The organism is Streptomyces sp. SLBN-8D4 (assembly GCF_049739545.1).
GTDB classification, from domain to species: Bacteria; Actinomycetota; Actinomycetes; order Streptomycetales; family Streptomycetaceae; genus Streptomyces; species Streptomyces canus_C.
This window is the reverse complement of the sequence record NZ_JBMGQC010000001.1, coordinates 3,424,129-3,450,116: the sequence shown is the minus strand read 5'-3', so window position 1 is coordinate 3,450,116 and position 25,988 is coordinate 3,424,129. Positions and strand designations below refer to the sequence as shown.

The 25,988-nt window shown below is 69.8% G+C and carries 24 protein-coding genes, 3 pseudogenes and 1 riboswitch; of the genes and pseudogenes, 13 read left to right on the top strand and 14 right to left on the bottom strand.

Going from position 1 to position 25,988, the window contains the following annotated elements; all coding sequences use genetic code 11:
* Positions 1-104 precede the first annotated feature (104 nt).
* Positions 105-713 carry a TetR/AcrR family transcriptional regulator gene (locus RKD20_RS15225; RefSeq protein ID WP_424878201.1) on the top strand — a complete coding sequence of 203 codons (609 nt, stop codon included), beginning with the start codon at positions 105-107 and terminating at the stop codon, positions 711-713.
* 61 nt (positions 714-774) lie between these two features.
* On the opposite strand, the gene RKD20_RS15220 is transcribed toward RKD20_RS15225, so the two are convergent.
* From RKD20_RS15220 to RKD20_RS15205, 4 genes are all read right to left on the bottom strand, one after another.
* Positions 775-1,098: a DMT family transporter gene (locus tag RKD20_RS15220; protein ID WP_424878200.1), complete on the bottom strand. Its 324-nt coding sequence runs from the start codon at positions 1,096-1,098 to the stop codon at positions 775-777.
* Positions 1,099-1,186: 88 nt separating this feature from the next.
* The gene (rsgA, locus tag RKD20_RS15215; RefSeq protein ID WP_424878199.1) at positions 1,187-2,197 is read right to left on the bottom strand and encodes a ribosome small subunit-dependent GTPase A; all 1,011 of its coding nucleotides are present in this window, start codon (positions 2,195-2,197) and stop codon (positions 1,187-1,189) included.
* A gap of 12 nt (positions 2,198-2,209) precedes the next feature.
* Positions 2,210-3,535: a 3-phosphoshikimate 1-carboxyvinyltransferase gene (gene aroA, locus RKD20_RS15210; protein ID WP_402270548.1), complete on the bottom strand. Its 1,326-nt coding sequence runs from the start codon at positions 3,533-3,535 to the stop codon at positions 2,210-2,212.
* Positions 3,536-3,620: 85 nt separating this feature from the next.
* Complete coding sequence (locus RKD20_RS15205) at positions 3,621-4,343, bottom strand: M50 family metallopeptidase (protein ID WP_424878198.1); 723 nt, start codon at positions 4,341-4,343, stop codon at positions 3,621-3,623.
* Between the two features lie 50 nt (positions 4,344-4,393).
* Here RKD20_RS15205 and RKD20_RS15200 point away from each other — a divergent pair, with 50 nt between their 5' ends.
* The 10 genes and pseudogenes from RKD20_RS15200 (at position 4,394) to RKD20_RS15155 (ending at position 14,383) form a co-directional block, all read left to right on the top strand.
* Positions 4,394-5,209, top strand: a complete 816-nt coding sequence (locus RKD20_RS15200; protein ID WP_424878197.1) for an SOS response-associated peptidase — start codon at positions 4,394-4,396, stop codon at positions 5,207-5,209.
* 56 nt (positions 5,210-5,265) lie between these two features.
* Positions 5,266-5,895, top strand: a complete 630-nt coding sequence (locus RKD20_RS15195; RefSeq protein WP_424878196.1) for an alpha/beta family hydrolase — start codon at positions 5,266-5,268, stop codon at positions 5,893-5,895.
* A gap of 256 nt (positions 5,896-6,151) precedes the next feature.
* On the top strand, positions 6,152-6,835 hold the full coding sequence (gene sigR / locus RKD20_RS15190; protein WP_007384596.1) for an RNA polymerase sigma factor SigR: 684 nt from the start codon (positions 6,152-6,154) through the stop codon (positions 6,833-6,835).
* A complete protein-coding gene (gene rsrA / locus RKD20_RS15185) occupies positions 6,832-7,143 on the top strand; it encodes a mycothiol system anti-sigma-R factor (RefSeq protein ID WP_007384597.1) in 312 nt (103 codons plus the stop codon). The genes sigR and rsrA overlap by 4 nt, the downstream gene beginning before the upstream one ends.
* A gap of 131 nt (positions 7,144-7,274) precedes the next feature.
* The gene (locus RKD20_RS15180; protein ID WP_424878195.1) at positions 7,275-8,591 is read left to right on the top strand and encodes an HD-GYP domain-containing protein; all 1,317 of its coding nucleotides are present in this window, start codon (positions 7,275-7,277) and stop codon (positions 8,589-8,591) included.
* Between the two features lie 5 nt (positions 8,592-8,596).
* Positions 8,597-9,853, top strand: coding sequence for an HD-GYP domain-containing protein (locus tag RKD20_RS15175; protein ID WP_424883223.1), 1,257 nt, complete (start codon positions 8,597-8,599; stop codon positions 9,851-9,853).
* Between the two features lie 104 nt (positions 9,854-9,957).
* Positions 9,958-10,938 (top strand): tetratricopeptide repeat protein, encoded by a 981-nt coding sequence (locus RKD20_RS15170; RefSeq protein WP_020119821.1) that lies wholly within the window; start codon positions 9,958-9,960, stop codon positions 10,936-10,938.
* 59 nt (positions 10,939-10,997) lie between these two features.
* Positions 10,998-11,648: a peptide deformylase gene (gene def, locus RKD20_RS15165; protein WP_359425460.1), complete on the top strand. Its 651-nt coding sequence runs from the start codon at positions 10,998-11,000 to the stop codon at positions 11,646-11,648.
* A 280-nt stretch (positions 11,649-11,928) separates the two neighbouring features.
* Positions 11,929-13,014 carry an epi-isozizaene synthase gene (gene cyc1, locus RKD20_RS15160; RefSeq protein ID WP_424883222.1) on the top strand — a complete coding sequence of 362 codons (1,086 nt, stop codon included), beginning with the start codon at positions 11,929-11,931 and terminating at the stop codon, positions 13,012-13,014.
* Positions 13,011-14,383 (top strand): annotated as a pseudogene (locus tag RKD20_RS15155) (cytochrome P450). Before cyc1 ends, RKD20_RS15155 begins: the two are co-directional and overlap by 4 nt.
* A gap of 4 nt (positions 14,384-14,387) precedes the next feature.
* Here the strand turns inward: RKD20_RS15155 and RKD20_RS15150 are convergent.
* Positions 14,388-15,353, bottom strand: a complete 966-nt coding sequence (locus RKD20_RS15150; protein ID WP_424878194.1) for a GlxA family transcriptional regulator — start codon at positions 15,351-15,353, stop codon at positions 14,388-14,390.
* A 125-nt stretch (positions 15,354-15,478) separates the two neighbouring features.
* On the opposite strand from RKD20_RS15150, the gene RKD20_RS15145 reads away from it, so the two are divergent.
* Positions 15,479-15,616: a hypothetical protein gene (locus RKD20_RS15145; protein ID WP_424878193.1), complete on the top strand. Its 138-nt coding sequence runs from the start codon at positions 15,479-15,481 to the stop codon at positions 15,614-15,616.
* A 195-nt stretch (positions 15,617-15,811) separates the two neighbouring features.
* Here RKD20_RS15145 and RKD20_RS15140 read toward each other — a convergent pair whose 3' ends face one another.
* The 9 genes and pseudogenes from RKD20_RS15140 to RKD20_RS15100 all read right to left on the bottom strand — a co-directional run bounded on the left by RKD20_RS15140 (position 15,812) and on the right by RKD20_RS15100 (position 24,319).
* Complete coding sequence (locus RKD20_RS15140) at positions 15,812-16,312, bottom strand: hypothetical protein (RefSeq protein WP_424878192.1); 501 nt, start codon at positions 16,310-16,312, stop codon at positions 15,812-15,814.
* Between the two features lie 89 nt (positions 16,313-16,401).
* Positions 16,402-17,409, bottom strand: coding sequence for a ribonucleotide-diphosphate reductase subunit beta (locus RKD20_RS15135; protein ID WP_424878191.1), 1,008 nt, complete (start codon positions 17,407-17,409; stop codon positions 16,402-16,404).
* Positions 17,410-17,465: 56 nt separating this feature from the next.
* The gene (locus tag RKD20_RS15130; protein WP_424878190.1) at positions 17,466-19,856 is read right to left on the bottom strand and encodes a ribonucleoside-diphosphate reductase subunit alpha; all 2,391 of its coding nucleotides are present in this window, start codon (positions 19,854-19,856) and stop codon (positions 17,466-17,468) included.
* A gap of 126 nt (positions 19,857-19,982) precedes the next feature.
* Positions 19,983-20,111, bottom strand: a riboswitch (cobalamin riboswitch).
* Positions 20,112-20,163: 52 nt separating this feature from the next.
* On the bottom strand, positions 20,164-20,661 hold the full coding sequence (locus RKD20_RS15125) for a GNAT family N-acetyltransferase (protein WP_424878189.1): 498 nt from the start codon (positions 20,659-20,661) through the stop codon (positions 20,164-20,166).
* Positions 20,662-20,734: 73 nt separating this feature from the next.
* Positions 20,735-22,345, bottom strand: coding sequence for a monocarboxylate uptake permease MctP (mctP, locus tag RKD20_RS15120; RefSeq protein ID WP_424878188.1), 1,611 nt, complete (start codon positions 22,343-22,345; stop codon positions 20,735-20,737).
* Entirely contained in the window at positions 22,342-22,593 is a 252-nt protein-coding gene (locus tag RKD20_RS15115; RefSeq protein WP_424878187.1) for a DUF3311 domain-containing protein, read from the bottom strand. Before RKD20_RS15115 ends, mctP begins: the two co-directional genes overlap by 4 nt.
* A 136-nt stretch (positions 22,594-22,729) precedes the next feature.
* Positions 22,730-22,928 (bottom strand): annotated as a pseudogene (locus RKD20_RS15110) (YbdD/YjiX family protein).
* 181 nt (positions 22,929-23,109) lie between these two features.
* A pseudogene (locus tag RKD20_RS15105) lies at positions 23,110-23,480 on the bottom strand (carbon starvation CstA family protein); the annotation flags it as partial.
* Positions 23,481-23,554: 74 nt separating this feature from the next.
* Entirely contained in the window at positions 23,555-24,319 is a 765-nt protein-coding gene (locus RKD20_RS15100; RefSeq protein WP_031038935.1) for a GntR family transcriptional regulator, read from the bottom strand.
* A 306-nt stretch (positions 24,320-24,625) separates the two neighbouring features.
* Here RKD20_RS15100 and RKD20_RS15095 point away from each other — a divergent pair, with 306 nt between their 5' ends.
* Positions 24,626-25,909, top strand: a complete 1,284-nt coding sequence (locus RKD20_RS15095) for an extracellular solute-binding protein (RefSeq protein ID WP_424878186.1) — start codon at positions 24,626-24,628, stop codon at positions 25,907-25,909.
* The last annotated feature ends 79 nt before the right edge of the window (positions 25,910-25,988 follow it).

The following is a 25,988-nucleotide window of genomic DNA, read 5'->3' as shown; positions in this document are numbered from 1 at the left end:
GGGCGGGCGCCGCCGCGCGCGCCTCTTCGTGCCCGCGTGACCCCTTGACAGTGCATCCCCGCGCGTCAAATCTGGGCGCAGGGCTGCTTGCTCCCTGGGAGGCGATGATGCCTGCTGCGCGGGAATCGCTGCTGGATGCCGCTTATGCGGCGTTGGCGCGTCGGCCGTGGTCCGCTGTGCGGATGGTGGATGTCGCGGTGACGGCCGGAGTGTCCCGGCAGACGCTGTACAACGAGTTCGGGAGCAAGGAAGGGCTGGCCCGCGCGCTGGTGAGACGGGAGGCCGACGGGTATCTCGTCGGCGTCGACCGGGCGCTCACCTCGCACGGCGACGCCCGGGAGCGGCTGACCGCGACCGCCGAGTGGACCACCGCCTCCGCCCGGGAGAACGCGCTGGTCCGGGCCATGCTCACCGGCTGCTGGGGCGAGCGGCTGCCCTCGCCGACGCTCTCTGCGGTGCCGTCCTCCTCGGCCGTGCCGGCACAGCGCCGGGCCGACGGAGCGCTGCCGTCACCGGGCGACTTCGTGGCACTGGTGCGCGACCGGGCCGTCTCCGTCCTCGCCGGACCCGGCGTCCACAAGACGGACGTCCCCGACCTCGCCCGCTCCTGCGAACTCGCCGTCCGGCTCGCCCTGTCCTGCGTGGCGGCCCCACCGGGTGAGGGCGGGGTCGCGGACCTGGTGCGGGGCGCGCTGCACCGGCAGCCGGTGTGACCGGTGGTTTCCGTGTGGCCGGTGGTTCCGGCGTGACCGGTGACTCCGGTCTGCCCGGTGCCTAGTGCTGCGAGCCCGAGAGCTGGAGCCCGATCACCCCGATGATCACCAGGCTGATCGAGACGATCTTCAGCGTCGACACCAGGTCGTCGAGGAAGATCATCCCGTAGATCGCGGTGCCCGTCGCGCCGATGCCGGTCCACACCGCGTACGCGGGGCCGACGTCCAGCTTCTTCAGGGACAGGGTCAGCAGGCCGAAGCTGCCGAGGGCGAAGATGCAGAAGGCCACGGTCGGCCCCAGCCGGGTGAAACCGTGGGAGAGCTTCAGGCACACGGCGAAACCGGTCTCCAGCAACCCGGCCACCACCACCAGCAGCCACGCCATGTGCTGTCCTCCCGTATGTCCGGCCGCATGCCCGGCTCGGTGCGAGTATGCACTTACCGAACTCGCGTACAGCCAAACAACGCGGAGGTCAGTCGCCCTCCGTCCGCTCCCGCGTCGACAGCAGCCGTCGCAGGGAGTACAGCCGGGCCGGGTCCGCGTGGCCCTCGGCCACCCACGCGTCCAGCGCGCAGTCCGGCTCGTCGTGGCTGCACGCGCGCGGACAGCCCTCGGTCCCCGGTTCCAGGTCGGGGAACGCGTGGATCACCCGGGACGGATCCACGTGGTGCAGCCCGAACGACCGCAGGCCCGGGGTGTCGATCACCCAGCCGTCGTCGCCCGCCAGAGGCAGCGCCAGCGCCGACGTGGTGGTGTGCCGACCGCGGCCCGTCACCGCGTTGACATGGCCGGTCAGGCGCCTGCGGTCCTCCGGGACCAGCGCGTTGACCAGGGTCGTCTTGCCGACGCCGGAGTGCCCGACGAACGCCGTGATCTTGCCGTCGAGCTGCTCGCGCACCCGGTCCACCGCGGCGCCGCTCTCCAGCTCCTCGCGCCTGGTGACGACGTAGGGGATGTCCAGGTCGCCGTAGAGCTCCAGGAGTTTGTCCGGCGGGGCCAGGTCCGACTTGGTCATGACCAGGAGCGGGGTGAGCCCGCCGTCGAAGGCCGCCACCAGGCAGCGGTCGATGAGGCGGGGGCGGGGTTCCGGGTCGGCGAGGGCCGTGACGATGGCGAGCTGGTCGGCGTTGGCGACGACCACCCGCTCGTAGGGATCGTCGTCGTCGGCCGTGCGGCGCAGGACCGACGTGCGCTCCTCGATGCGGACGATCCGCGCGAGGGTGTCCTTCTGGCCGGACAGGTCGCCGACGAGGGCCACCCGGTCGCCGACGATCGCCGCCTTGCGGCCCAGTTCGCGGGCCTTCATCGCCATGACGATCCGGTCCTCGACCAGGACGGTCAGCCGGCCCCGGTCGACGGTGAGGACCATGCCCCAGGACGCGTCCTCGTGCTTGGGCCGGATATGGGTACGAGGCCGGTTGCCCTTGCGGTTGGGGCGGCTGCGGATGTCGTCCTCGTCGGTGTGCTTGCCGTAGCGGCGCATGGCGTGTGTCCCCTACGCCTTTTCGCTCCCGAGCATCCCGCTCCACATGTCCGGGAAGTCCGGCAGCGTCTTGGCCGTCGTGGCGACGTTCTCGATCTGTACGCCCTCGACCGCGAGGCCGATGATCGCGCCGGCCGTGGCCATGCGGTGGTCCTCGTAGGTGTGGAAGATCCCGCCGTGCAGCCGGCGCGGGCGGATGTGCAGGCCGTCGGCCGTCTCGGTGACGTCACCGCCGAGTTCGTTGATCTCCTTGGTGAGCGCGGCCAGCCGGTCCGTCTCGTGCAGGCGCAGATGGGACACCCCGCGCAGGGTGGAGGGGGAGTCCGCGAGGGCCGCCACGGCCGCGATGCCGGGGGTCAGCTCGCCGACCTCGCCGAGGTCGGCGTCGATGCCGTGGATCGCACCCGAACCGGTGAACACCAGGCCGTACTCGGTGAGTTCGCAGGAACCGCCCATCTCGGTGAAGATCTCGCGCAGCCGGTCACCGGGTTGGGTGGTGCGGGCCGGCCAGTCCGGGATCACGACCTTGCCGCCGGTCACGAGGGCGGCCGCCAGGAACGGCTGGGCGTTGGACAGGTCGGGCTCGACGGTGAGGTCCCGGCCCAGCAGGGCGCCCGGCGTGACCCGCCAGACGTTCGGCTCGCCGCCCGACTCCGGGGTGTCCACCTGAGCGCCCACCGCGCGCAGCATGTCCACGGTCATCCGGATGTGCGGCATCGAGGGCAGCGCCGAGCCCACGTGCCGGACCTCGACACCCTGGTTGAAGCGCGGGCCGGACAGCAGGAGCGCCGAGACGAACTGGGACGACGAGGACGCGTCGATCTCGACCGGTCCACCGTCCAGGGCGCCGCCGCCGTGCACGGTGAGCGGCAGCGCGCCGCGGCCGTCGTCGTCGATCCGCGCTCCGAGGGCGCGCAGGGCGTCGATCACACCGGTCAGGGGGCGCTCGTACGACCTCGGGTCGCCGTCGAAGCGGATCGGGCCGTCCGCCAGCGCGGCGACGGGCGGGAGGAAGCGCATGACGGTGCCCGCGTTGCCGACGTCCACCGTGGCGGGGCCACGGAGGCCGGCCGGCAGGACCCGCCAGGTCTCACCGGTGCCGTCGGGGCCCACTCCCTCTTCGATGCCCACGCCCATCTCGCGAAGGGCCGCCGCCATGAGGAGGGTGTCGCGGGAGCGGAGGGGGCGGCGCAGCCAGCCCGGCTCGCTGGCGAGGGCGGCCAGGACGAGAGCCCGGTTCGTGACCGACTTCGACCCCGGTACGTGGACCGTCGCGTCGACGGCTGCGCTCGCGTGGGGGGCGGGCCAGAGGGCGGTGTCTGAGGGGTTCGAAGCCATGGGGCCACTTTAGTAGGGGGTCGTGTTTCCGGTGCGGCGCCGTCTGGCCGGCCGCACCCCTGTGACGGGCGTCCTCGGGGCCGCGTCACACCTGCAGCAACCACCTGCCGCCGCCTATCAGTGAGCACACGCTCACCGCGTGGAACAGGAACAGCCACAGTCCCGCGGGCACGTGCGTCAGGCGGGACAACTGGTCCGCGTCCGAGTCACCCGCCCCGCCCCGCGCTCTCTTCGCCTGTAGCTCGAAAGCGGGACGCACTCCGCCCAGCAGCAGGAACCACACCACCGCGTACGCGAACGCCGCCTGCACCTGGGGCCCGGCGAGCCAGGACACCACCACGAACGTGCCGCCGGTGACCAGCACCGTCAGCGCCCCGTACGCGTTGCGGATCATCACCAGCATCGCCACCAGCAGGGCCGTCGCCGCCCACAGCAGCAGGGTGATGCGGCCGACGGCGAGCAGGGCGGCCCCGCCGAGACCGAGCAGCGGGGGAGCGGTGTAGCCGGCGGCGGCGGTGAGGATCATGCCGATGCCGTGCGGCTTGCCCCGGCTGACGGTGAGGCCGCTGGTGTCGGAGTGCAGCCGTATGCCGGTGAGCTGACGTCCGGTCAGCAGGGCGACCAGACCGTGGCCGCCCTCGTGGGCGATGGTGATGGCGTTGCGCGAGAGCCGCCACAGCGTATGGGGGACCACTATGGCGAGCGCCGCCGCCATGGTGCCCAGCACCACCCACAGGTCGGGGTCGGGTTGCAGTCCGATGAGCCGGTCCCAGAGGTCGGGCAGCGCGGTCGATGCGGTGCTGTCCATGTTTCCCGGTGGCTCCCTCTCGTCGTACGGAGTCTGGCAGTGTGGCACGTATGTGCGGACGGTATGCAGCCAGTCGTGGGCCCGAGGATCTCGCAGGAATCTTTGAGATCGAGAAGTGGGAACCCGAGGAGACCCTGGAGCCCGACTACAACGTGGCCCCGACCAAGGAGGTCTATGCAGTCCTTGACCGTCCTCTCAAGGACGCCGAGGACCCGCGGCCGGTTCGGCAGCTGCGGAAGCTGAAGTGGGGCCTGGTCCCGAGCTGGTCGAAGACGCCCGAGGGCGCGGCCCGGATGATCAACGCGCGCGCGGAGACCGTGCACGAGAAGCCGTCGTACAAGAGGGCCTTCGCGACCCGCCGCTGCGTCATCCCGGCCGACGGCTACTACGAGTGGGTCACCGGGACCGGCGAGCGGGAGCTGGAGGTCGAGGGGAAGAAGAAGCGGCCGCGCAAGCAGCCGTACTTCGTGCTGCCCGCCGACGGTTCGGTGTTCGCGATGGCCGGCCTGTACGAGTTCTGGCGGGACAAGACCCTGCCCGACGACCATCCGCTGGCCTGGTGGGCGACCTGCTCCGTGATCACCACGGAGGCGGAGACCGGCCCGCTGGCCGTGTCCCCGGCCGACGGCCCGCGCTCCCTCGCCGACATCCACCCACGGATGCCGCTGATGCTGACCCCGGACCGCTGGGACACCTGGCTCGACCCGTCCCGCACGGACGTGGAGGACCTGCGGTCGCTGCTCGCGCCGCCGCCCGAGGGGCTGATGCGGGCCTATCCGGTGAGCACGGCCGTCAGCAATGTGCGCAACAACGGGCCGGAGCTGCTGAAGGAGCTGGAGGGGCCCGAGGAGGGCACGCTCTTCTAGCGCGGAAGGAGGGCACGTCCGGTGCTGAAGAGGCCACGCTCTTCTAGCCTTCTGGTGTGAAGACCGAGATCATCAGCACCGAGGCCGGGGACGCCCGCATCACCTGGCATCCGGCGAGGAAGGCACGGCTCGTGCTGGCCGTAAGCCATGGCGCCGGCGGTGGCATCGAGGCGCGGGACCTCCAGGCGCTCGCCCGGGTGCTCCCCGGCCACGGGGTGAGCGTGGCGCTGGTCGAACAGCCGTGGCGGGTGGCCGGCAAGAAGCTCGCGCCCGCGCCGAAGACGCTGGACGTGGGATGGCGGGGCGTCTGGCCCGCTCTCGCGCGGCCCGGCCTGCCGGTGATCTCCGGCGGCCGCAGTGCCGGGGCCCGGGTCGCCTGCCGTACGGCCGTGGAGCTGGGCGCCGCCGCGGTGCTCGCCCTGAGCTTCCCGCTGCACCCGCCGGGCAAGCCGGAGAAGTCGCGCGCCGACGAGCTGCTCGGAACCGGGGTGCCCACCCTGGTCGTACAGGGCGGCAACGACCCGTTCGGAAAGCCCGGCGAATTCCCGGACGGATCGTTCGAGCTGGTCGAGGTGCCCTACGGCGACCATGGCTTCGCGGTGCCGAAGCGGGCGGAGATCACCCAGGACGAGGCCGTGACGGTCATCACGGAGGCGGTCTTGAAGTGGGTCGGGTCACTGGGGTAAAAGCCCGGGAATGCTGAGCCGTGAACCTCTGTTGAGACGGTCAGAAGCGCTGAGGAACAGCGCAGACCGTCGTAGGAGAGGAAACCGCCGCATGGGTTCGACCTTCTGCCCGAGCCGCAGCAGCCGCGCTGACCTGGACTGGACGGTGCTGCATGCGGCCAAGACCACCCCTATTCGAGGGGCGGCCGGGACGGGTAGTCGTCTATCCTCCAATTCCGGTGGCACCGGTTTCGTTGCTGCCCGGAATCTTGAGGAGGTGGGTCCGGTCACTGGGATCGACGCAGGGACCGACAACGGCCAGGCGGAGCAGCCCGAGGGCCAGGGCGCGAGCACGGAGTCGACTGCGGAGCGCACCGCGCGCTTCGAGCGGGACGCGCTCGAATTCCTCGACCAGATGTACTCGGCCGCTCTGCGCATGACGCGCAACCCGGCCGACGCCGAGGACCTGGTGCAGGAGACGTACGCCAAGGCGTACGCGTCCTTCCACCAGTTCCGTGAGGGGACCAACCTCAAGGCATGGCTGTACCGGATCCTCACCAACACGTTCATCAACTCGTACCGCAAGAAGCAGCGCGAACCCCAGCGCTCCGCGGCCGAGGAGATCGAGGACTGGCAGCTCGCGCGTGCCGAGTCGCACATGTCGACCGGTCTGCGCTCCGCCGAGTCGCAGGCGCTCGACCACCTGCCCGACTCGGACGTGAAGGAAGCGCTGCAGGCGATCCCCGAGGAATTCCGCATCGCCGTCTACCTCGCTGACGTAGAGGGCTTTGCGTACAAGGAGATCGCGGACATCATGGGGACACCCATCGGTACGGTGATGTCCCGCCTGCACCGCGGTCGCCGTCAACTGCGCGGCATGTTGGAGGACTACGCGCGTGAGCGCGGGCTCGTGCCGGCCGGTGCCGGGGAGTCGAACGAAGCGAAAGGCTCGGGCTCATGAGCTGCGGAGAGCCGCACGAGACGGACTGCAGTGAGGTACTCGATCATCTCTACGAGTTCCTCGACAGCGAGATGCCGGACGTCGATCGCGCCAAGTTCAAGCAGCACTTCAGCGAGTGCTCGCCGTGTCTGGAGAAGTACGGCCTCGAAGAGGCCGTGAAGAAGCTGGTCAAGCGGTGCTGCGGCCATGACGACGTGCCCAGCGACCTGCGCTCGAAGGTCCTGGGGCGGCTCGATCTCATCCGCTCGGGACAGACCGTGCCCGAGCACGACGTGACGGCCTCGCCGGTGACTCCGCAGGAATCCTGAGTATCCGCAGGAGTCCTGAGCAGCGATCGCCGTTCACTCGAACGTGCTAATCGGCAGGTGACTACCCCGCGCCGCCTCCCCCCACCGTCCTACGCTCCTCGCAACTGTGCGAACTGGGCTGGAGGGGCGACATGGAGGCGGTACCGGCCCGCGCGCGTGCGTACGTCACCTGCGTCGTCGTAGCCGCACTCCTCTGTCTGCTGCCGCTGTCGGCCGTCCGCACACCCTGGTGGGCACTCGCCCTGCTCGCCGCGCTGTCCGCCGGATGCGAGCAGGCCGCCGCCCGGTGGCGGTTCGCCGGCACCTTCTATCCCGTCCTGCTCGCCGGCGCCTTTCTGCTGCCGCCCCCGGCCGCCGCCCTCGTGGCGCTGCCGGGGGCGCTGCTGTCCCCGGTCGAGCGGCGCCCGCGCGGCCTGCGCCGGCTCTGGCGGGCCGCACAGCTCGCGGTGAGCGTGTGGGCGGCCGCACGGGTGCACGGGGCGATGGGCGGCCGGGCCGCGGTCGAATCCTCCGACTTCCCGTACGCGCTGGCCCCGGCCGGGGTCGCGGTGCTCGTCTTCTGCCTGGTGCTGAGCCTGCTGGACGGAGGAATCCTGGCCCTCGCCGAGAGGGTTCCGGTACGGCGGGCCTGGCGCGGGCTGTTTCTCCGCTCCCTCGCTCCCGTCGCCGTGCACGGGTTGGCCGGACTCATGATGGCCGTGCTGTGGCGCAGTCCCTACGGTCCCGTCGCCGCGTTGCTCGTGCTGCTGCCGATGGGGGTGTCGGGGTGGGTGTTCGCGCAGTACCACCGGGAGCGGGCCGCCCACCAGGCCACCATCCGGGCGCTGGTGCAGGCCGTCGACATCAAGGACGAGTACACGCGCGGCCACAGCGAGCGCGTCGGACAGGCGTCCATGATGATCGCGCGGGAGCTCGGCATGGACGACGCCCGGATCGAGGTGCTGCGGTTCGCGGGGATCCTGCACGACGTGGGGAAGCTCGGGGTGCCGACCCGGCTGCTCAGGAAGGACGGACCGCTGACCCCCGAGGAGCGCCGGGTCATCGAGCTGCATCCCGAGTACGGGCACGAGATGGTCCGGGGCATCTCCTTCCTCGGGGAGGCCAGGGCCGCCGTACTGCACCACCACGAGAGGCTGGACGGGAGCGGGTACCCGTACGGACTGATGGGTGGTCAGATCCCGGAGCCGGCACGGGTGGTGGCCGTGGCCGACGCCTTCGACGCCATGACGTCCACCCGCTCCTACCGGCGGGCCCGGCCCGTCGGCGCCGCGCTGGAGGAGCTGGAGCGATGCGCGGGCAGCCAGTTCGACCCGCGGATGGTGACGGCCCTCGTCCGCGCCCTGTCCCGGCACGGCTGGCACCCCGCGGTCACCGCCGACGAGGGCGACGAGCTCGGAGTGCCGCGTCCCCGCCCGACGACGGCAGGGTGGTCGGGGGTGCGCCGGTGAGCGCCCTGAGCGCGCCGAGGCCCCGCCGCCGGTACCCGCTCTTCGCCCTCGTCCACACCTCCGCCGTCCTGCTGGCCCTCGGCTCCCTCGCCCCCGTCCTGTGGACCGGTCTCGAGGAGCGCGGCACCGCCCTCGCCTTCGGCGTGCTGATCACCGTCGGTGAACTCAACCGGCGCAGCGGCCCCCAGGTCAGGGAGGCCGCCCCGCTCGGTGCCGCCGGGGCGCTGTCGTACGCCCTGCTCGGCGAGAACGCCGGCGCCCCCACGCATCACGGCGCCGCCCAGGTCGTCACCGTCGTCCTCGCCGCCGCCCTCGTCGGCAGCGTGCCGCACATCGGACGCGGCCAGGGCCCCACCGCCGACCAGCTCGCCCGCCGCGTCCTGACCGTCGGGTTCGCCGCCGTGTGCTTCCAACCCCTCTACAACCAGGGCACGTTCACCCAGTGGGACGGACCGGCCTACGCCCTGCTCCTGCTCGCCCTGCTCTCGCTGACCGCGCTGTGCGACGCCGTGCTCGCGGCCGCCCTCGCGCACTCCCGCACCCGCTGGCCCTTCGGCCCGCTGCTCCGGGACGAGCTGCGGGCCCTGCCCGGCATCGGGTCCGCCGTCGTCGCCACCGGGGCCGTGATGGCGCTCGCGGTGGCCGTCGCGGGACTGTGGGCGCTGCCCGTCTTGTCGGTGCCGCTGCTGCTCACCCAGCTCTCCGTCCGCCGGTACGCCGCCGTCCGCTCCACCTACCGGCAGACCATCGCCTCCCTTGCCCGCGCCACCGAGATCGCCGGGTACACGCCCGCCGGGCACGCCCGTAGGGTCGCCGCGCTGAGCCGGGAGGTCGGGCGCGACCTGGGGATGTCCCGGCCCGAGCTCACCGTCCTGGAGTACGCCGCCCTCATGCACGACATCGGCCAGCTGAGCCTCGTCGACCCGGTCCCCGCCGGAGCGACCGCCGTCCTGCCCCTCGCCGAACAGCGCCGCATCGCGCTGCTCGGCGGGGCCGTCGTACGGCAGACGGGCGTGGACGCGGCCGTCGCCGTGGTCGTGGAGCGGCAGGCCGACCCCTGCCGGGAGCAGCCGCTCGCCGCGCGGATCGTACGGGCCGTCAACGCCTACGAGGAGAAGGCGCGGGACACCGGGCCGGGCGGGCCACTGACCGCGCTCGAGGAGCTGCGCCTGGGCACCGCGGGGGACTACGCTCCGGAGGTCGTGGAGGCGCTGGCCCGGGTACTGTCGAGAGACTGTCTGACCTCGCCCGTGACGGGGTAACCCATGGGTAATGAGCGCCCTTCCGAGCACACGTGGTTGGATGCGAGAGAGAGGGTGTCCGGGGGCACAGCCAGCCCACTCGACGGAACCGGCAGGCGGGAATCGTGAGGATCTTCGGCAAGGGACGGCACCGGCCCTCCGCCTCCTGGCGGCAGGCCACGGACCGCGCGTTCACGCTGATCGGCGACGGTCGGTACGAGGACGCGGGCGCGCTGCTGACACGTGCCGCGGACCTGGAGCCGTGGCTGTCCGAGTCCTGGTTCAACCTCGCCCTCCTGCACAAGTTCCGGCACGACTGGGAGCAGGCGCGGGCCGCGGGGCTGCGTGCCGTGGCGCTGCTCGACCGGGAGACCGGGGCGCCCGACTGGTGGAACGTCGGCATCGCGGCGACCGCGCTCCAGGACTGGCCGCTGGCCCGGCGGGCCTGGCAGGCGTACGGACTGCGGGTGCCGGGCGGTGCCACGGCCTCCGGTGAACCGCTGGGGATGGACCTGGGCAGTGCCGCCGTACGGCTGTCCCCGGAGGGGGAGGCCGAGGTGGTCTGGGGGCGGCGGCTGGACCCCGCCCGCATCGAGGTGCTGTCCATCCCGCTGCCGTCCTCGGGGCGGCGCTGGGGCGAGGTCGTGCTGCACGACGGCGTCCCGCACGGCGAGCGGACCACCGCGTCCGGCCACGCCTATCCGGTGTTCGACGAGATCGAGCTGTGGGCGCCTTCGCCGGTGCCGACCTGGGTGGTGCTGCTGGAGGCGGCCACCGAGGCGGACCGGGACGCGCTGGAGCAGCTCGCGGCGGACGCCGGGTTCGCGGCGGAGGACTGGTCGTCGTCGGTGCGGCTGCTGTGTCGGATGTGCTCGGAGTCCCGGATGCCGTCCGACGAAGGTGACGGGGAGCATCTGGACCCCCACGACCACAGTGAGCCGGGGCATCCCGGGCCGCTGGGACATCGGACGGACGGGCAGTTGTGGGTACCGGAGCGGGAGTGCGGGGTGGCTGCGCCGGCTTCGCTGGTTCGGGGGTTGCTGGACGGGTGGGTCGCGGACAGCCCGGATTCCCGGGACTGGCGGGACCTGGAAGAGGTCTGCTGAGACATCGCCGTACGCTGTAGCACTGAGTCCCAGGTTTTCCAGGAAGGCATCCGTAGGTCATGGCCCAGCAGGACACCGATCAGCAGCACGCGGGCGTGCTCCCCGTCGACGACGAGGGGTTCGTCATCGACACCGAGGACGCCGAGGAGCGGGAGAACGCCTGGCGTGAGCGCGGCACCTCGCGGCCCATCACCGTCGTCGGGAACCCCGTGCTGCACAAGGAGTGCAAGGACGTCACCGAGTTCGGTGAGGAGCTCGACCAGCTGGTCGCGGACATGTTCGCCAGCCAGCGCACCGCCGAGGGCGTCGGCCTCGCCGCCAACCAGATCGGCGTCGACCTGAAGGTCTTCGTGTACGACTGCCAGGACGACGAGGGCCGACGGCACGTGGGTGTCCTCTGCAACCCGAAGCTCGTGGACCTGCCCGCGGACCAGCGCCGGCTCGACGACAGCAACGAGGGCTGCCTGTCGGTGCCGACCGCGTACGCACCGCTCGCCCGCCCCGACTACGCCGAGGTCACCGGGCAGGACGAGAAGGGCAACCCGGTCAAGGTCCGTGGCACCGGTTACTTCGCCCGGTGTCTGCAGCACGAGACCGACCACCTGTACGGCTACCTCTACATCGACCGGCTCTCCAAGCGCGAACGCAAGGACGCGCTGCGGCAGATGGCCGAGAACGAGCCCCGCTACCCCGTGGTCGCCAACGACTGACGTCCCACCGCTCCCGCACGCACGGCGCCTGTTCAGGAATCACTCCCCGAACAGGCGCCGTTCGCGTGTGCGTCGCACGTTCGATCGGATCTGCTCACTTAGTGATCCGGTTTGCGTCACACATGGGGAGATTCTCGACACCGTGGGGTAGTGAATGAAGCAAATCCGTTCCCAGAATGGTCAGTTGTGGTGCTGAATGGGAAGTGCGGGGATACGCAACGGCGCACGCCCGGTTCAGCGCAGGGGCGTGCGCCAACTGGCGGCTGGAAGGGGTTTGTTCGTGCCTGCTTTCCCACACAGCACCACATCGACGCCGACGGCGATCGCGGTTCCACCGTCGCTCTCTCTCCCGGTGATCGAGGCAGCGTTTCCCAGGCAACTGCACCCGTATTGGCCCAGGCTCCAGGAGAAGACACGCACCTGGCTTCTGGAAAAACGGCTCATGCCGGCGGACAAGGTGGCCGAATATGCCGACGGACTGTGCTACACGGACCTCATGGCGGGGTACTACCTCGGCGCCCCCGACGAGGTCCTCCAGGCGATAGCGGACTACAGCGCGTGGTTCTTCGTCTGGGACGACCGGCACGACCGTGACATCGTCCACCGCCGTCCGGGCGCGTGGCGGCGGCTGAGGTTCGGGTTGCACGCGGCGCTCGACTCCCCACGGGATCACCTGCACCACGGGGATCCGCTGGTCGCCGCCTTCGCCGACTGCATGGTGCGGTTGTACTCGTTCCTGCCGCAGAGCTGGAACACCCGGTTCGCCGGCCACTTCCACGCGGTGATCGAGGCCTACGACCGGGAATTCCGTAATCGCACCAAGGGAATCATTCCCATGGTCGAGGAATACCTGGCCCTGCGCCGCCTCACCTTCGCGCACCGGATCTGGACGGATCTGCTGGAGCCGAGTGCGGGACGCGAACTCCCGGAGGGGGTGAGGAACAACCCGGCGTTCCGGCGGGCGGCCCTGCTGAGTCAGGAATTCGCCGCCTGGTACAACGATCTCTGCTCGCTCCCCAAGGAAATCGCGGGAGACGAGGTCCACAATCTCGGAATCAGTCTCATCAAGCACGACGGGCTGACCCTCGAAGAGGCGATCCGGGAAATGCGGCGGCTGATCGAGAAATGCGTGGACGCATTCCTCGTGGCCGAGGCCGACGCCCTCCTTTTTGCCGACAGCCTCGACGACGGCACCGTGCGGGGAAAGGAACTGAGCACCGCCGTCCGGGCCTGCGTCCGCAATATGCGCAACTGGTTCAGCGCCGTCTACTGGTTCCACCACGAGTCCGGCCGTTACATGGTCGACAGCTGGGACGACCGGTCCACGCCCCCGTACGTCAACAACGAAGCGGCAGGTGAGAAATGACCGTCGAATCCGTGAAAACCGAAGCCACGGTGGCTCCCGAGTCGGGTGAGCCGCCGCTCGCGGGCGGAGGCGCGTCCCCGTCCTCGGGCACGGCCTGCGTCTGGCCCGTGATCCGCTGAGCTTCCTGTCCGGGCTACGGAGGCACGGCGAGGTCGTCCGCCTCCGGCTCGGCCCCAAGACGGTGTACGCGCCCACCACCCCGCAACTGACCGGAGCGGTGGCCCTGAACCCCGACTTCATCATCGCCGGGCCGCTGTGGGAGTCCCTGGAGGGGCTGGTCGGCAAGGAGGGCGTGGCCACCGCCAACGGCCCCCAGCACCGGCGCCAACGGCGCATCATCCAGCCCGCGTTCCGGCTCGACGCGATACCGGCGTACGGGCCGATCATGGAGGAGGAGGCCCAGGCGCTGGCCGAGCGCTGGCAGCCCGGCGAGACGGTCGACGCCACCCTGGAGTCCTTCCGGGTCGCCGTGCGCATCGCGGCCCGCTGTCTGCTGCGCGGCGACTACATGGACGAGCGCGCCGAACGGCTGTGCGTCGCGCTCACGACCGTCTTCCGCGGGATGTACCGGCGGATGGTGATACCCGCGGGCCCGCTGTACAGGCTGCCGCTGCCGGCCAACCTTGCATTCAACCGCGCGTTGGCCGATCTGCATCGGGTGGTCGACGAGATCGTCGCCGAACGCCGGGCATCCGGTCAAAAGCCGGACGATTTGCTGACGGCATTGCTGGCCGCGAAGGACGCGAATGGCGACCCCATCGGGGAACAGGAGATCCACGACCAGGTCGTCGCGATACTCACCCCCGGCGGCGAAACCGTCGCGTCCACGATCATGTGGCTGCTTCAGGTGCTCGCCGAACACCCCGAACACGCGGACAAGGTGTGCGCGGAAGTCGAATCGGTCACCGGTGGCCGTCCTGTGGCATTCGAGGACGTACGGTCACTCAGGTACACGAACTATGTAGTGGTCGAGACCATGCGTTTGTGGCCCGCGGTATGGATATTGACGCGGCGGGCGGTACGGGACACCGAACTCGGTGGCTATCGCATTCCGGCCGGAGCCGACATCGTCTACAGCCCGTACGCGATCCAGCGCGATGCGAAGTCCTTCGACGACAGCGCGGTGTTCGACCCCCTGCGCTGGAGTCCCGAGCGGGCCGAATCGGTTCCGAAACACGCCATGAGCCCGTTCAGCACCGGCAACCGGAAGTGCCCGAGCGACCACTTCTCGATGGCCCAGCTGACGCTGCTCACGGCGGCGCTGGCCCGGAAGTACCGCTTCGAACAGGTGGAGGGCTCGGACGACACCCCCCGTCCGGGCATCACCCTGCGGCCGAACCGGCTCCTGGTGCGGCCCGTGCCCCGGTGACGGGTCAGGCGGCCGCCTCCGGCCCCTGGAAGGTGCGCCGGTAGGCGTTCGGAGTGGTGCCCACCGCGCGCAGGAACTGGTGACGCAGCGCGGCCGCGGTGCCGAACCCGGCACGGCCCGCGATCGCGTCCACCGTCTCGTCCGTCGCCTCCAGCAGCCGCTGGGCCAGCAGCACACGCTGGCGCAGGATCCAGCGGTAGGGAGTCGTACCCGTCTCCTGCTGGAAGCGGCGGGCGAAGGTGCGCGGTGACATGTGCGCCCGCTCGGCGAGCTGCTCGACGGTGACGTCCTCGTCGAGGTGCTGCTCCATCCACACGAGCACCTCGCCGACGGTGTCGCACTTCGACCGGGGCAGCGGCCGCTCGATGTACTGGGCCTGTCCGCCGTCCCGGTGCGGCGGTACGACCATCCGCCGGGCGATCTTGTTGGCGACCTCGGGGCCCTGCTCCTTGCGCACGATGTGCAGACAGGCGTCGATACCGGCGGCGGTGCCCGCGGACGTGATCACCGGGTCCTCGTCGACGTACAGGACGTCCGGCTCGACCGTCAGCCGCGGATACGCGAGTGCCAGTTCCTCCGCGTGGTGCCAGTGCACGGTGCAGCGCCGGCCGTCGAGCAGTCCGGCCGCGGCGAGCACGAAGACACCGGAGCACACGCTGAGCACCCGGGCCCCGCGGTCGACCGCGTCGCGCAGGGCTTCCAGCAACTCGGGCGGGAAGTCCCGCGTCTCGTAGCCGGCGCAGGCCGGCACGGCGATCAGGTCGGCCGTCTCCAGCCGCTCCAGGCCGTGCTCGACGTGCAGGGCGAAGCCGGACCGCGAGGTCAGCCGGGGGCCCTCGGCCGAGGCGACCGCGAAGTCGTACACGGGCAGTCCGTCATCGCTGCGGTCGGTCCCGAAGACCTCGCAGACGACTCCGAGCTCGAAGGGGTTCACGCCGTCCAGGACGACGGCGGCCACGTTCTTCAGCATGCTGCCAGTGTGCCTCAGGGCTGGCAGTAAATCGAGGGTGTGCGGCAGTCCTGCCACTGTTTGTCAGGAGTCAACGGCGCGAGAGTAGTGACATGACTTCAGCACAGACAGAAGGACTGATCGCCATGCTGACTGTTTTCGCCATCTTCGTCCTCCTCATCCTCCCGTCGGTGATCGGGATCGTGCACGACAAGCGCGTCGACCGTCAGATCAGGAAGGCGCGCGAGTACCGGACCGCTCATGGGGTCGCTCGAACGGTCTGATCTCTCCTGGATCTAGCCGGCAGCCCTAGCCCTGCTCACGGCCACCGGAGCCCATGCCGAGGGCGAGGGTGAGGGTGAGGGTGAGGGTGACATCAGGGTCACCAAGACACCGCCACGGCGGCGGGCAGCCGGCGCTGGTGCTTCCCCGGCACCACGACGACCTCGCTGAAGGTCTCGGCCGGGGACGCGGTCGCCTCAGGTGACCACCACGGTGACCCGCCACTCCTGAATGCCCTTGCAGGAGACCTGGCCGGTCTCGGTGGCGCACAGCGGACGCTGTGAACTCAGCCGCACCTGTCCCGCCGAGACCGCCTTGTACGCGGAACTCGCGTCACCGGGCAGCAGGACGATCCCACTGTTGGTGGGCTCCAGTCCGCCGCCCTCGGCGGTGACCGGCTTCCAGGGGCGGCTCTTCGTCCCGTCCAGCGAGATACGGAGCGTGTCGCCCACCGCGAGGCAGACCGTGCTGCCGCTGTCTTCCGCGTCCAGCTGCGAGGCGGACGTGCAGCCCGGCGACGGCGACGCGGACGGGGACGACGAGGGCGGGGATGACGACGAGGGCGGGGGCGACGACGAGGGCGGCGGCGACACGGTGTCGCCACCGCCCCCTTCGCTTCCGGCCTCGGCCCCGCACCCCGCGAGCAGCAGGGTCAGTGCCGCGAGGGCGAGGGCGGTGCGGTGGGTCGTAGGGCGCATGGGGGTGGCCTCCTCGTCGATGAGACGTTCCGCACGCGTACCCGGATCCACCGACTTTTGACAGAGGCCCGTCAGAAGGTGGAGCTGGGTCAGAAGTCCTCGTCCAGGTCGACCGTGCCCTCCACCGCCACCTGGTACGCGGACGGACGCCGCTCGAAGAAGTTGGTCAGCTCCTGGACGCCCTGCAGCTCCATGAAGGAGAACGGGTTCTCCGAGCCGTACACCGGCGCGAAGCCGAGGCGCGTCAGGCGCTGGTCGGCGACACACTCCAGGTACTGGCGCATCGACTCGGTGTTCATGCCGGGCAGCCCGTCGCCGCACAGGTCGCGCGCGAACTGGAGCTCCGCCTCCACCGCCTCCGCCAGCATGTCGGTGACCTGATGCTGGAGCGCGTCGTCGAAGAGCTCCGGCTCCTCCTTGCGGACGGTGTCGACCACGTCGAAGGCGAAGGACATGTGCATGGTCTCGTCGCGGAACACCCAGTTGGTGCCGGTGGCGAGGCCGTGCAGCAGGCCCCGGCTGCGGAACCAGTAGACGTACGCGAACGCACCGTAGAAGAACAGGCCCTCGATGCACGCGGCGAAGCAGATCAGGTTGAGCAGGAAACGGCGGCGGTCGGCCTGCGACTCCAGGCGGTCCAGCTTCTCGACCTCGTTGATCCACCGGAAGCAGAACTCGGCCTTCTCGCGGATGGAGGGGATGTTCTCGACGGCGTCGAAGGCCGCCGCCCGGTCCTGCGGATCGGGAAGGTAGGTGTCCAGGAGCGTCAGATAGAACTGGACGTGCACGGCCTCCTCGAAGAGCTGCCTGCTCAGGTACAGGCGGGCCTCGGGGGAGTTGATGTGCTTGTAGAGGGTCAGCACCAGGTTGTTCGCCACGATCGAGTCGCCTGTGGCGAAGAACGCGACCAGCCGGCCGATCAGGTGCTGCTCGGCGGGGCTGAGCTTCGCGAGGTCGGTGACGTCCGAGTGGAGGTCGACCTCCTCGACGGTCCAGGTGTTCTTGATGGCGTCCCGGTAGCGCTCGTAGAAGTCCGGGTAGCGCATCGGGCGGAGGGTCAGCTCGAAGCCCGGGTCTAGAAGGTTCTTGGCAGCCATGTCAGTCGGCGCGAAGCGCTGTCCTTCAGGGGCGGTGGTCGGGCGACGGGTGGGCATTACTGGCAGGCCTCGCAGGACTCGGGGTTTTCCAGGGAGCAGGCGACGGCGTCTTCCGGGGCCGTCGGCTGGACGGGAACCGTCGCCTGAGCCGCGCGGGCGATACGGGTCGCCGGGCGCGAGCGCAGGTAGTACGTCGTCTTCAGCCCGGACTTCCAGGCGTACGCGTACATCGAGGAGAGCTTGCCGATCGTCGGCGTCTCCAGGAAGAGGTTCAGGGACTGGGACTGGTCGAGGAACGGGGTCCGCGCCGCCGCCATGTCGATCAGACCGCGCTGCGGGATCTCCCACGCCGTGCGGTACAACGCCCGTACGTCCTCCGGGATCCACGCGAAGCCCTGCACCGAGCCGTTCGCGTCCCGCAGCGCCTCACGGGTGCGGGCGTCCCAGACGCCGAGCTTCTTCAACTCGGCCACCAGGTAAGAGTTGACCTGGAGGAACTCGCCGGACAGCGTCTCGCGCTTGAAGAGGTTGGAGACCTGCGGCTCGATGCACTCGTACACGCCGGCGATCGAGGCGATGGTGGCGGTGGGCGCGATGGCGAGCAGGAGGCTGTTGCGCAGACCCGTGCCGGCCATGCGCTCGCGCAGGGCCGCCCAGCGCTCGGGCCAGGCGAGGTCGGTGGCGTAGTGGTCCGGGTGCAGCACACCCTGTGCCGTACGCGTCTTCTCCCAGGCCGGCAGCGGACCGCTGCGCTCGGCGAGGTCGGCGGAGGCCTCGTAGGCGGCGAGCATGATGCGCTCGGCGATCCGCGTGGACAGCGCCTTGGCCTCGGGGGAGTCGAAGGGCAGGCGCAGCTTGAAGAAGACGTCCTGGAGGCCCATCGCGCCGAGGCCGACGGGACGCCACTTGGCGTTGGACCGCCCGGCCTGCTCGGTCGGGTAGAAGTTGATGTCGACGACCCGGTCGAGGAAGGTGACGGCGGTGCGGACGGTGGCGTCCAGCCGCTCCCAGTCGATGTCGCCGCTCGTCGTGTCGACGAACGCGCCGAGGTTCACGGACCCCAGGTTGCAGACCGCCGTCTCCCCGTCGTCCGTGACCTCCAGGATCTCCGTGCAGAGGTTGGAGGAGTGCACGGTGTGGCCGGGCAGCGCCGTCTGGTTGGCCGTGCGGTTGGCGGCGTCCTTGAAGGTCATCCAGCCGTTGCCGGTCTGCGCGAGGGTGCGCATCATGCGCCCGTAGAGGTCACGGGCCGGGATGGTCCTGCGCGCGAGACCCGCCGCCTCGGCCTTGCGGTAGGCCGCGTCGAACTCCTCGCCCCACAGGTCGACCAGCTCGGGCACGTCGGCGGGCGAGAAGAGGGACCACTCGGCGTCCGCGTTCACCCGGCGCATGAACTCGTCCGGGATCCAGTGCGCGAGGTTCAGGTTGTGCGTACGGCGGGCGTCCTCACCGGTGTTGTCCCTGAGCTCCAGGAACTCCTCGATGTCCGAGTGCCAGGTCTCCAGATAGACCGCGGCCGCGCCCTTGCGCCGGCCACCCTGGTTCACGGCGGCGACCGAGGCGTCGAGGGTCTTCAGGAACGGGACGATGCCGTTGGAGTGCCCGTTGGTGCCGCGGATCAGCGAACCGCGGCTGCGGATACGGGAGTACGAGATGCCGATGCCGCCGGCATGCTTCGAGAGGTTGGCGACCTGGTGGTAGCGGTCGTAGATGGAGTCGAGCTCGTCCTTCGGGGAGTCGAGGAGGTAGCAGGACGACATCTGGGGGTGCCGGGTGCCGGAGTTGAAGAGGGTGGGGGAGGAGGGGAGGTAGTCGAGGCGGCTCATGAGCCGGTAGAGCGCGGCGACTTCGTCCAGGGCGTGGACGCCCGTTTTTGAATTGACCACAGTGTCCTCGGCGAGGCCGGACGCCACCCGGAGCATGAAGTGCTGGGGCGTCTCGATGACCTTGCGGGTGATCGGGTGGCGCAGGAGGTAGCGGCTGTACAGGGTGCGCAGCCCGAAGTAGCCGAAGCGGTCGTCGGCCTCGGTGTCGACCAGTGCGTCGAGCCGCTCGGCGTGGACCCGCACGAACTCGGCGGTCCGGTCGGCGATGAGGCCCTCGCGGTGGCCGACGGCGACCGACCCGGTGAACGAGGTGACGCCCTGTGAGGCGGCCTCGGCGGCGATGGAGACGGTCAGCAGCCGGGCGGCCAGCCTGCTGTAGGCGGGGTCCTCGGAGATGAGGCCGGCCGCCGCCTCGGTGGCCAGCTCGCGCAACTCCGCGATCCTCTCGGCGGAGGCCCCCCGCGCGGACCGGCCGCGCAGCGCGGCGGCGGCGACCCGCCCGGGGTCGGCGTCGGGGAGGTCGGCGGTCAGCGCGGTCAGGGTCCGCAGCAACGCGGTTCCGGGACCGTCCTCGTCCACCGGGGTGGTCGCTGAAGCCGGGTCGGCTGGCGCGATGGTCACGTGGGGCTCTCCCTCGCTGGGCACGGAGGCCTTGCGGAGGGCAGGGGGCAGCACACGAGCGCGCACGGCGTCGCGTCCACCGGCCCATTCCACGAGGCCCGGACGTCATGACACCCGGGCCGGTATGGCACGGGCACGCTGTCGACAGGTCCTCGGACTGACTCTCATGTGCGCTTATGCACGCATGAGTACACCGTTGCGGGACAGTTCCGGATTCGCACCGGATTCCCCTGCGGCGACAGCGAGCATGAGCATACATCTTGTGCCGGGTGGGAGAAGCAGGCCCATATGTTGTGTCGCGGCGACTTCAGAGCGTCAACTTGTACGTGAGAAGCGTGAAGTCGTCGCCGGGTATCGGCTTCCAGTCGCGCTCGGGGACGCGGACGAATCCGAGGCGTTCGTAGATGCGGTGGGCGCTGTGCATCGTGGGCTGGGTGCACAGGACGACGCCTGTGGCCGTGGCGGTCGCGCGGTCGACACAGGCCTGGACGAGGGCTTGTCCCACGCCTCTGCCGCGGGCCGCGTGAGCCACCGCGAGCATGCGGATCTCCGCCTCTCCGGGGCGGGCGAGGTCGGCCAGGGGGCCGCCGGAGGGGACGAAGGTGACTCCGCCGAGGATGTCGTCGTTCTCCGTGGCCACCAGGACGTCAGCGGCGGACGCCCTCTTGGCCACGTCCTTGAGTTCTTCGAAATACCAGTCGCTGTCACCGAACAGGAGAAGCCCGTCCTGGAGGTAGGCCTGGGCGGTGATCTCGCCGAGGCGTTCGTGGTCGGCGGGCACCGCGGGGCGAATCAGGAAGTCCATGCGGGTGAGTGTGCACGACGGGTACGACAACGGGCCGCCGGACGAGAACTCCGACGGCCCGTGCACACCGTGACTAGTGGGTCGTACTCGCGGTGGCCGGCGGGAGTTCCACTTCGACCCCCGGGTCGCCCGCGTCCGCCGTGTAGTCCTCCGGGCTGGTCTCGTCCACGCCGTCGGGGGCCTTCAGCGCCTTCAGTACGAAGGTCAGGACCACCGTGACGACGACGTTGAGCACGAACGCCGTCAGGCCGATGTAGCCGATCTCGCCGATGCCCGGGATCTCCTTCGCCGAGCCACCGAAGTGCTTCTGGGTCGGAGAGGCGACTCCGTACGCGGCGGCCGTGCCGTAGATCATGCCGACCGCCCAGCCTGCGAGCAGGGCCCAGCGGTGGAACCAGCGGGTGAACAGGCCGCCGACCAGGGCCGGGAAGGTCTGCAGGATCCAGATGCCGCCCAGGAGCTGGAAGTTGATGGCCACCGTCTTGTCCATGGTGAGGACGAAGACCAGGGCACCGACCTTCACCAGGAGCGAGACCAGCTTGGAGACCTTGGTCTCCTGCGCCGGCGTCGCGTCCGGCTTGATGAAGTCCTTGTAGATGTTGCGGGTGAAGAGGTTCGCGGCCGCGATCGACATGATGGCCGCAGGGACCAGCGCGCCGATGCCGATCGCCGCGAAGGCCACGCCCGCGAACCAGTCGGGGAACATGTCCTCGAAGAGCTGCGGGATCGCCAACTGAGGGTTGGTGACCTTGACCCCGGCCGCGATCGCCATGAAGCCGAGCAGCGCGAGCAGGCCCAGCATCAGGGAGTACAGCGGCAGGATCGTGGTGTTGCGGCGGATCACCTCACGGCTGCGCGAGGAGAGCGTCGCGGTGATCGAGTGCGGGTACATGAAGAGGGCGAGCGCGGAGCCCAACGCCAGCGTGGCGTAGGTCCATTGGCCCGCCTCCAGCGGAACCAGTCCGCCCGCCTTGGCCGCCGTGTACTTCTCGCTCGCCGCGCCGAAGACATCGTCGAAGCCGCCCAGCTTGATCGGGATGTAGATGATCGCCACCGCGATGACGATGTAGATCAGCGTGTCCTTCACGAACGCGATCAGCGCGGGGGCGCGCAGGCCCGAGGAGTAGGTGTAGGCCGCGAGGACACCGAACGCGATCAGCAGCGGCAGGTCCTTGACGAACCAGTTGGTGTTCTCGCCGCCGCCGACACCCATGACGTCGAGAACCGCCTGGATACCGACCAGTTGGAGCGCGATGTACGGCATGGTCGCGAGGATGCCGGTGACCGCCACCGCCAGCGACAGGCCCTTGGAGCCGAAGCGGCCGCGCACGAAGTCCGAGGTCGTCACGTACCCGTGCTTGTGGGAGACCGACCACAGGCGGGGCAGGAACGTGAAGATGAGCGGGTAGACCAGGATGGTGTACGGCACCGCGAAGAAGCCGGCCGCGCCCGCCGCGTAGATCGCCGCGGGCACCGCGACGAAGGTGTACGCCGTGTAGAGGTCGCCGCCCAGCAGGAACCAGGTGACCCAGGTGCCGAACGACCGGCCCCCCAGGCCCCATTCGTCGAGGCTGTGCTCGTTCTCGGCCTTGCGCCAGCGGGCGGCCAGGAAGCCCAGGACCGTGACGGCCAGGAAGAAGAGGATGAAGACGGTGAGAGCCACGCCGTTGACGCCGTCGTTCACTTGGTACCTCCCCGACGGGCGCGCTGGTCACGCTGCCAGAGCTGGTAGGCGGTCATCGTCAGCGCGGTGGAGATCAGCACCCACAGCATCTGGTACCAGTAGAAGAACGGGATGCCGATGAACGTGGGGTCGGCCTTGGCGTACGAGCCGACCCACAGCATCGCCACGAACGGGGCGAGCAGGCAGAGGGCGATGACCACCCGCATCGGTGTCACCGCCGGTGGTCTCACTTCAGGTGTGTCCGACATTCCGCGGCTCCGTCCCCTCGCTGATCACCTGTAACGCGCAGGCAATGTAGGTCACGGTGTCAGGTGAGCGGAAGACCTCGTCCGCATATCGGTATGTCGATTCTGTGAAGCACCGGCATCAGTACCGGCAGCAGCATCAGCAGCAGCGGAATCCCTGGCGGGGATCTCCTTCCTGACGGTCCGTCCTCATGCGCTCGAACGCCTTCCGCGTCGGCACCGGCGCCCGCGGGTGGTCCTTGCGCACATGGGCGACACAGCGGTCGTACGCTGACTCGTCGGTCAGTTCCCGGACGTACCAAGCGCACGGCCCTGAACGCCCGTCGCAGCGACCTCATCGCGCGCCTCCTCCTTCTCCGCGCGGGTCGGGACCAGCCCGGCCGTGGCCAGGATCCTCGACTCGACGTACGGCGCCTCGCTGAGCGTGGACAGTGCGGGACGGTGGACGTGCCGGACGCAGACCCGCAGGGCGTCGGCGATCACCACCACGATCAGCGGCGCGAGGACGGCCGTTGAGGAGGCGATGATCCAGACCGTGCCGGGAAGACAGCCCATCTGCGCGGCCAGTACCGGGCCGACGAGTGGACCGGCGCCCGCGATCGCGGCGAAGTGGTGGCCGAGCAGGGCGCGGCGGTCGGTGGGGTGGAAGTCGAAGCCGTTGTCGAGGCGTTCGGCCGGGGTGGCCCTGGTCGCGTCGACCTTCAGGACCTTGTACGCGATGAACTTCGCGTAGCAGCGGTGGCCGATCGCGTACGACCCGAGGGCGGCCGCGACCATCCAGGCGGCGGAGACGTCCTCGCCCCGGGCGAGCGCGAGCACGGACCAGCCGGCGGCGCCGACCAGGGCGACGAGGGTCCGGATGGGATGGTTCGGACGTTCGCGGTACGCACGGGGCGGTCCTCCCGTCCAGACGGAGCCGGGAGGACCGTAGAGCAGGAAGCGTGGTTGCGCTACAGGGCGTGCATCAGTCGACCGGCCTCTTCAGGCGGGCCACGAACTTGTACCGGTCGCCCCGGTAGACCGACCGCACCCACTCCACCGGCTCGCCCTTCTTGTCGAAGGAGTGGCGGGACAGCATCAGCATCGGCAGGCCCACGTCGGTGCCGAGCAGGCCGGCCTCGCGCGGGGTGGCCAGGGAGGTCTCGATGGTCTCCTCGGCCTCGGCGAGGTGGACGTCGTAGACCTCGGCCAACGCCGTGTACAGGGACGTGTACTTGACGAGGGACCTGCGCAGGGCCGGGAAGCGCTTGGCGGAGAGGTGGGTCGTCTCGATGGCCATCGGCTCGGCGTTCGCCATGCGCAGGCGCTCGATGCGCAGCACCCGGCCGCCGGCGGTGATGTCGAGGAGCTCGGCGAGCCGGTCGTCGGCGGTGATGTAGCCGATGTCGAGCAGCTGCGAGGTGGGTTCGAGGCCCTGGGCGCGCATGTCCTCCGTGTAGGAGGTGAGTTGCAGCGCCTGCGAGACCTTCGGCTTGGCGACGAAGGTGCCCTTGCCCTGGATGCGCTCCAGACGCCCCTCGACCACCAGTTCCTGGAGGGCCTGGCGCACGGTGGTGCGGGAGGTGTCGAACTCGGCGGCGAGCGTGCGCTCGGGCGGTACCGGCGTGCCGGGCGACTGGGTCTCCGTCATGTCGAGCAGGTGCTTCTTCAGGCGGTAGTACTTGGGCACGCGCGCGGTACGGACGCCTGCCCCGCCCTCGGTCTCCGCACTGCTGACGTCGCTGCTCATGGTCTGCCTTCCCGGCTCCGGATGCGGGTCACATCGTGATCCCTTCTGTATACCGTCGCCGCCTCTTTTGGTCTAGTCCACAGGGGGAAGTGGTCTAGCGGACGACAGTACTCCGCCGCCACTGTTTTCGCTGGCTTCTTTACTAATGGTTCCTGCATATGTAGGTCGCATAACGGCTGGTCAGGGCCGTTTCGAGCACTCTTGACAGGCTTCATGGTCTGGTCCAAGCTCCCCCTACTGGTCTACACCATTGGTCCAGGTCCCGGCCTGTGGGCGGGAGGTGTGGGCATCCCTGAGGAGGGTGGCGTGAAGCGCAAGCTGATAGCCGCGATCGGTATCGCGGGCATGGTGGTCACCGTCGCGGCGTGTGGGGGCAGCGACAGCGGAAGTTCGGACAACAGCGGCACGGACGCCAAGGAGCTGACCGTCTGGCTCACCGTCGACGCCCAGAACAACTGGCCGCAGCTGGTGAAGGCCGCGGACGCGGCGGTCCAGAAGAAGCACCCCGGCATCAAGATCAACCACGAGTACTACGGCTGGCCCGACAAGAACACCAAGCTCGACGCGGTCCTCGCCACCGACAAGGCCCCCGACGTGGTCGAGATGGGCAACACCGAGATGCTGGGCTACATGGTCAAGGGGGCCTTCGCGCCCCTGGACACCTCGAAGTTCACCAACTCGTCCGCCTGGCTCGACGGACTCAAGGCCTCGGTGACCTACGACGGCAAGACCTACGGCGTCCCGTACTACGCCGGCGGCCGCGTCGGCAACTGGCGCAAGGACGTCTTCGCCTCGGTCGGCGTCAAGTCCACCCCGAAGACCTACGCGGAGCTCACCGCCGCCCTGGACAAGGTCCAGAAGAAGGAGGGCGACAAGTTCTCCGCCTGGTACCAGCCCACCCGTGACTGGTACGCGGCCATGTCCTTCGTCTACGACGCCGGCGGCTCCATCGCCAAGGAGGACGGCGGCCAGTGGAAGGGCAACCTCTCCTCGCCGGAGTCCGTCAAGGGCCTCACCGAGTTCAAGAACGTCGTCGACAGGTACATGCACGGCGACAAGACCAAGGACGAGTCCGACCGCTACATCGTCTACGGCCAGGGCAAGTCCGGCATGATCTTCGGCGCGGCCTGGGAGGGTGCGACCTCCGCCGACCCGAAGAACGACAAGACCGGCAAGCTCAAGGACAACCTCGAGAACTTCGTGATGCCGGGTCCGTCCGGCAAGAACCTGCCCGTGTTCCTGGGCGGTTCGGACCTCGCGGTCCCGGTGAAGTCGAAGGCGCAGGCCGTCGCCGCCGAGTGGATCAACGCCTTCACCGGTCCCTCCGGTCAGAAGGGCCTGATGGCCAAGGGCAACCTGCCCAACAACAAGACCGACCTCGCCACCCTGAAGAACGACCCGGCGACCGCGGTCCCGGCCACCGCGGCCGAGGCCAACTGGTTCGTCCCCATGGCGCCCGGCTGGGGTCAGGTCGAGAAGGCGCAGGTCCTGCAGAACATGCTGCAGAGCATCGGCACCGGCAAGAAGTCGGTCGAGGACGCCGCCAAGGAGGCGGACGCCGCGATCGACAAGGTCATCAACAACAAGTGACCTGAGGCAGGGCCCCGTTGAGTACGGCGGGGCCCTGCCTCCCGTACGGCCGTGCGGGCTTCGTTCCCGTACGCCGTGC

Coding starts and splice junctions, on each gene's coding strand:
- RKD20_RS15225 (WP_424878201.1), top strand. CDS start 105: ATGATGCCTGCTGCGCGGGAATCGCTGCTGGATGCCGCTTATGCGGCG.
- RKD20_RS15220 (WP_424878200.1), bottom strand. CDS start 1,098: ATGGCGTGGCTGCTGGTGGTGGTGGCCGGGTTGCTGGAGACCGGTTTC.
- rsgA (WP_424878199.1), bottom strand. CDS start 2,197: ATGCGCCGCTACGGCAAGCACACCGACGAGGACGACATCCGCAGCCGC.
- aroA (WP_402270548.1), bottom strand. CDS start 3,535: ATGGCTTCGAACCCCTCAGACACCGCCCTCTGGCCCGCCCCCCACGCG.
- RKD20_RS15205 (WP_424878198.1), bottom strand. CDS start 4,343: ATGGACAGCACCGCATCGACCGCGCTGCCCGACCTCTGGGACCGGCTC.
- RKD20_RS15200 (WP_424878197.1), top strand. CDS start 4,394: ATGTGCGGACGGTATGCAGCCAGTCGTGGGCCCGAGGATCTCGCAGGA.
- rsrA (WP_007384597.1), top strand. CDS start 6,832: ATGAGCTGCGGAGAGCCGCACGAGACGGACTGCAGTGAGGTACTCGAT.
- RKD20_RS15180 (WP_424878195.1), top strand. CDS start 7,275: ATGGAGGCGGTACCGGCCCGCGCGCGTGCGTACGTCACCTGCGTCGTC.
- def (WP_359425460.1), top strand. CDS start 10,998: ATGGCCCAGCAGGACACCGATCAGCAGCACGCGGGCGTGCTCCCCGTC.
- RKD20_RS15150 (WP_424878194.1), bottom strand. CDS start 15,353: ATGCTGAAGAACGTGGCCGCCGTCGTCCTGGACGGCGTGAACCCCTTC.
- RKD20_RS15145 (WP_424878193.1), top strand. CDS start 15,479: ATGCTGACTGTTTTCGCCATCTTCGTCCTCCTCATCCTCCCGTCGGTG.
- RKD20_RS15140 (WP_424878192.1), bottom strand. CDS start 16,312: ATGCGCCCTACGACCCACCGCACCGCCCTCGCCCTCGCGGCACTGACC.
- RKD20_RS15135 (WP_424878191.1), bottom strand. CDS start 17,409: ATGGCTGCCAAGAACCTTCTAGACCCGGGCTTCGAGCTGACCCTCCGC.
- RKD20_RS15125 (WP_424878189.1), bottom strand. CDS start 20,661: ATGGACTTCCTGATTCGCCCCGCGGTGCCCGCCGACCACGAACGCCTC.
- RKD20_RS15115 (WP_424878187.1), bottom strand. CDS start 22,593: ATGTCGGACACACCTGAAGTGAGACCACCGGCGGTGACACCGATGCGG.
- RKD20_RS15100 (WP_031038935.1), bottom strand. CDS start 24,319: ATGAGCAGCGACGTCAGCAGTGCGGAGACCGAGGGCGGGGCAGGCGTC.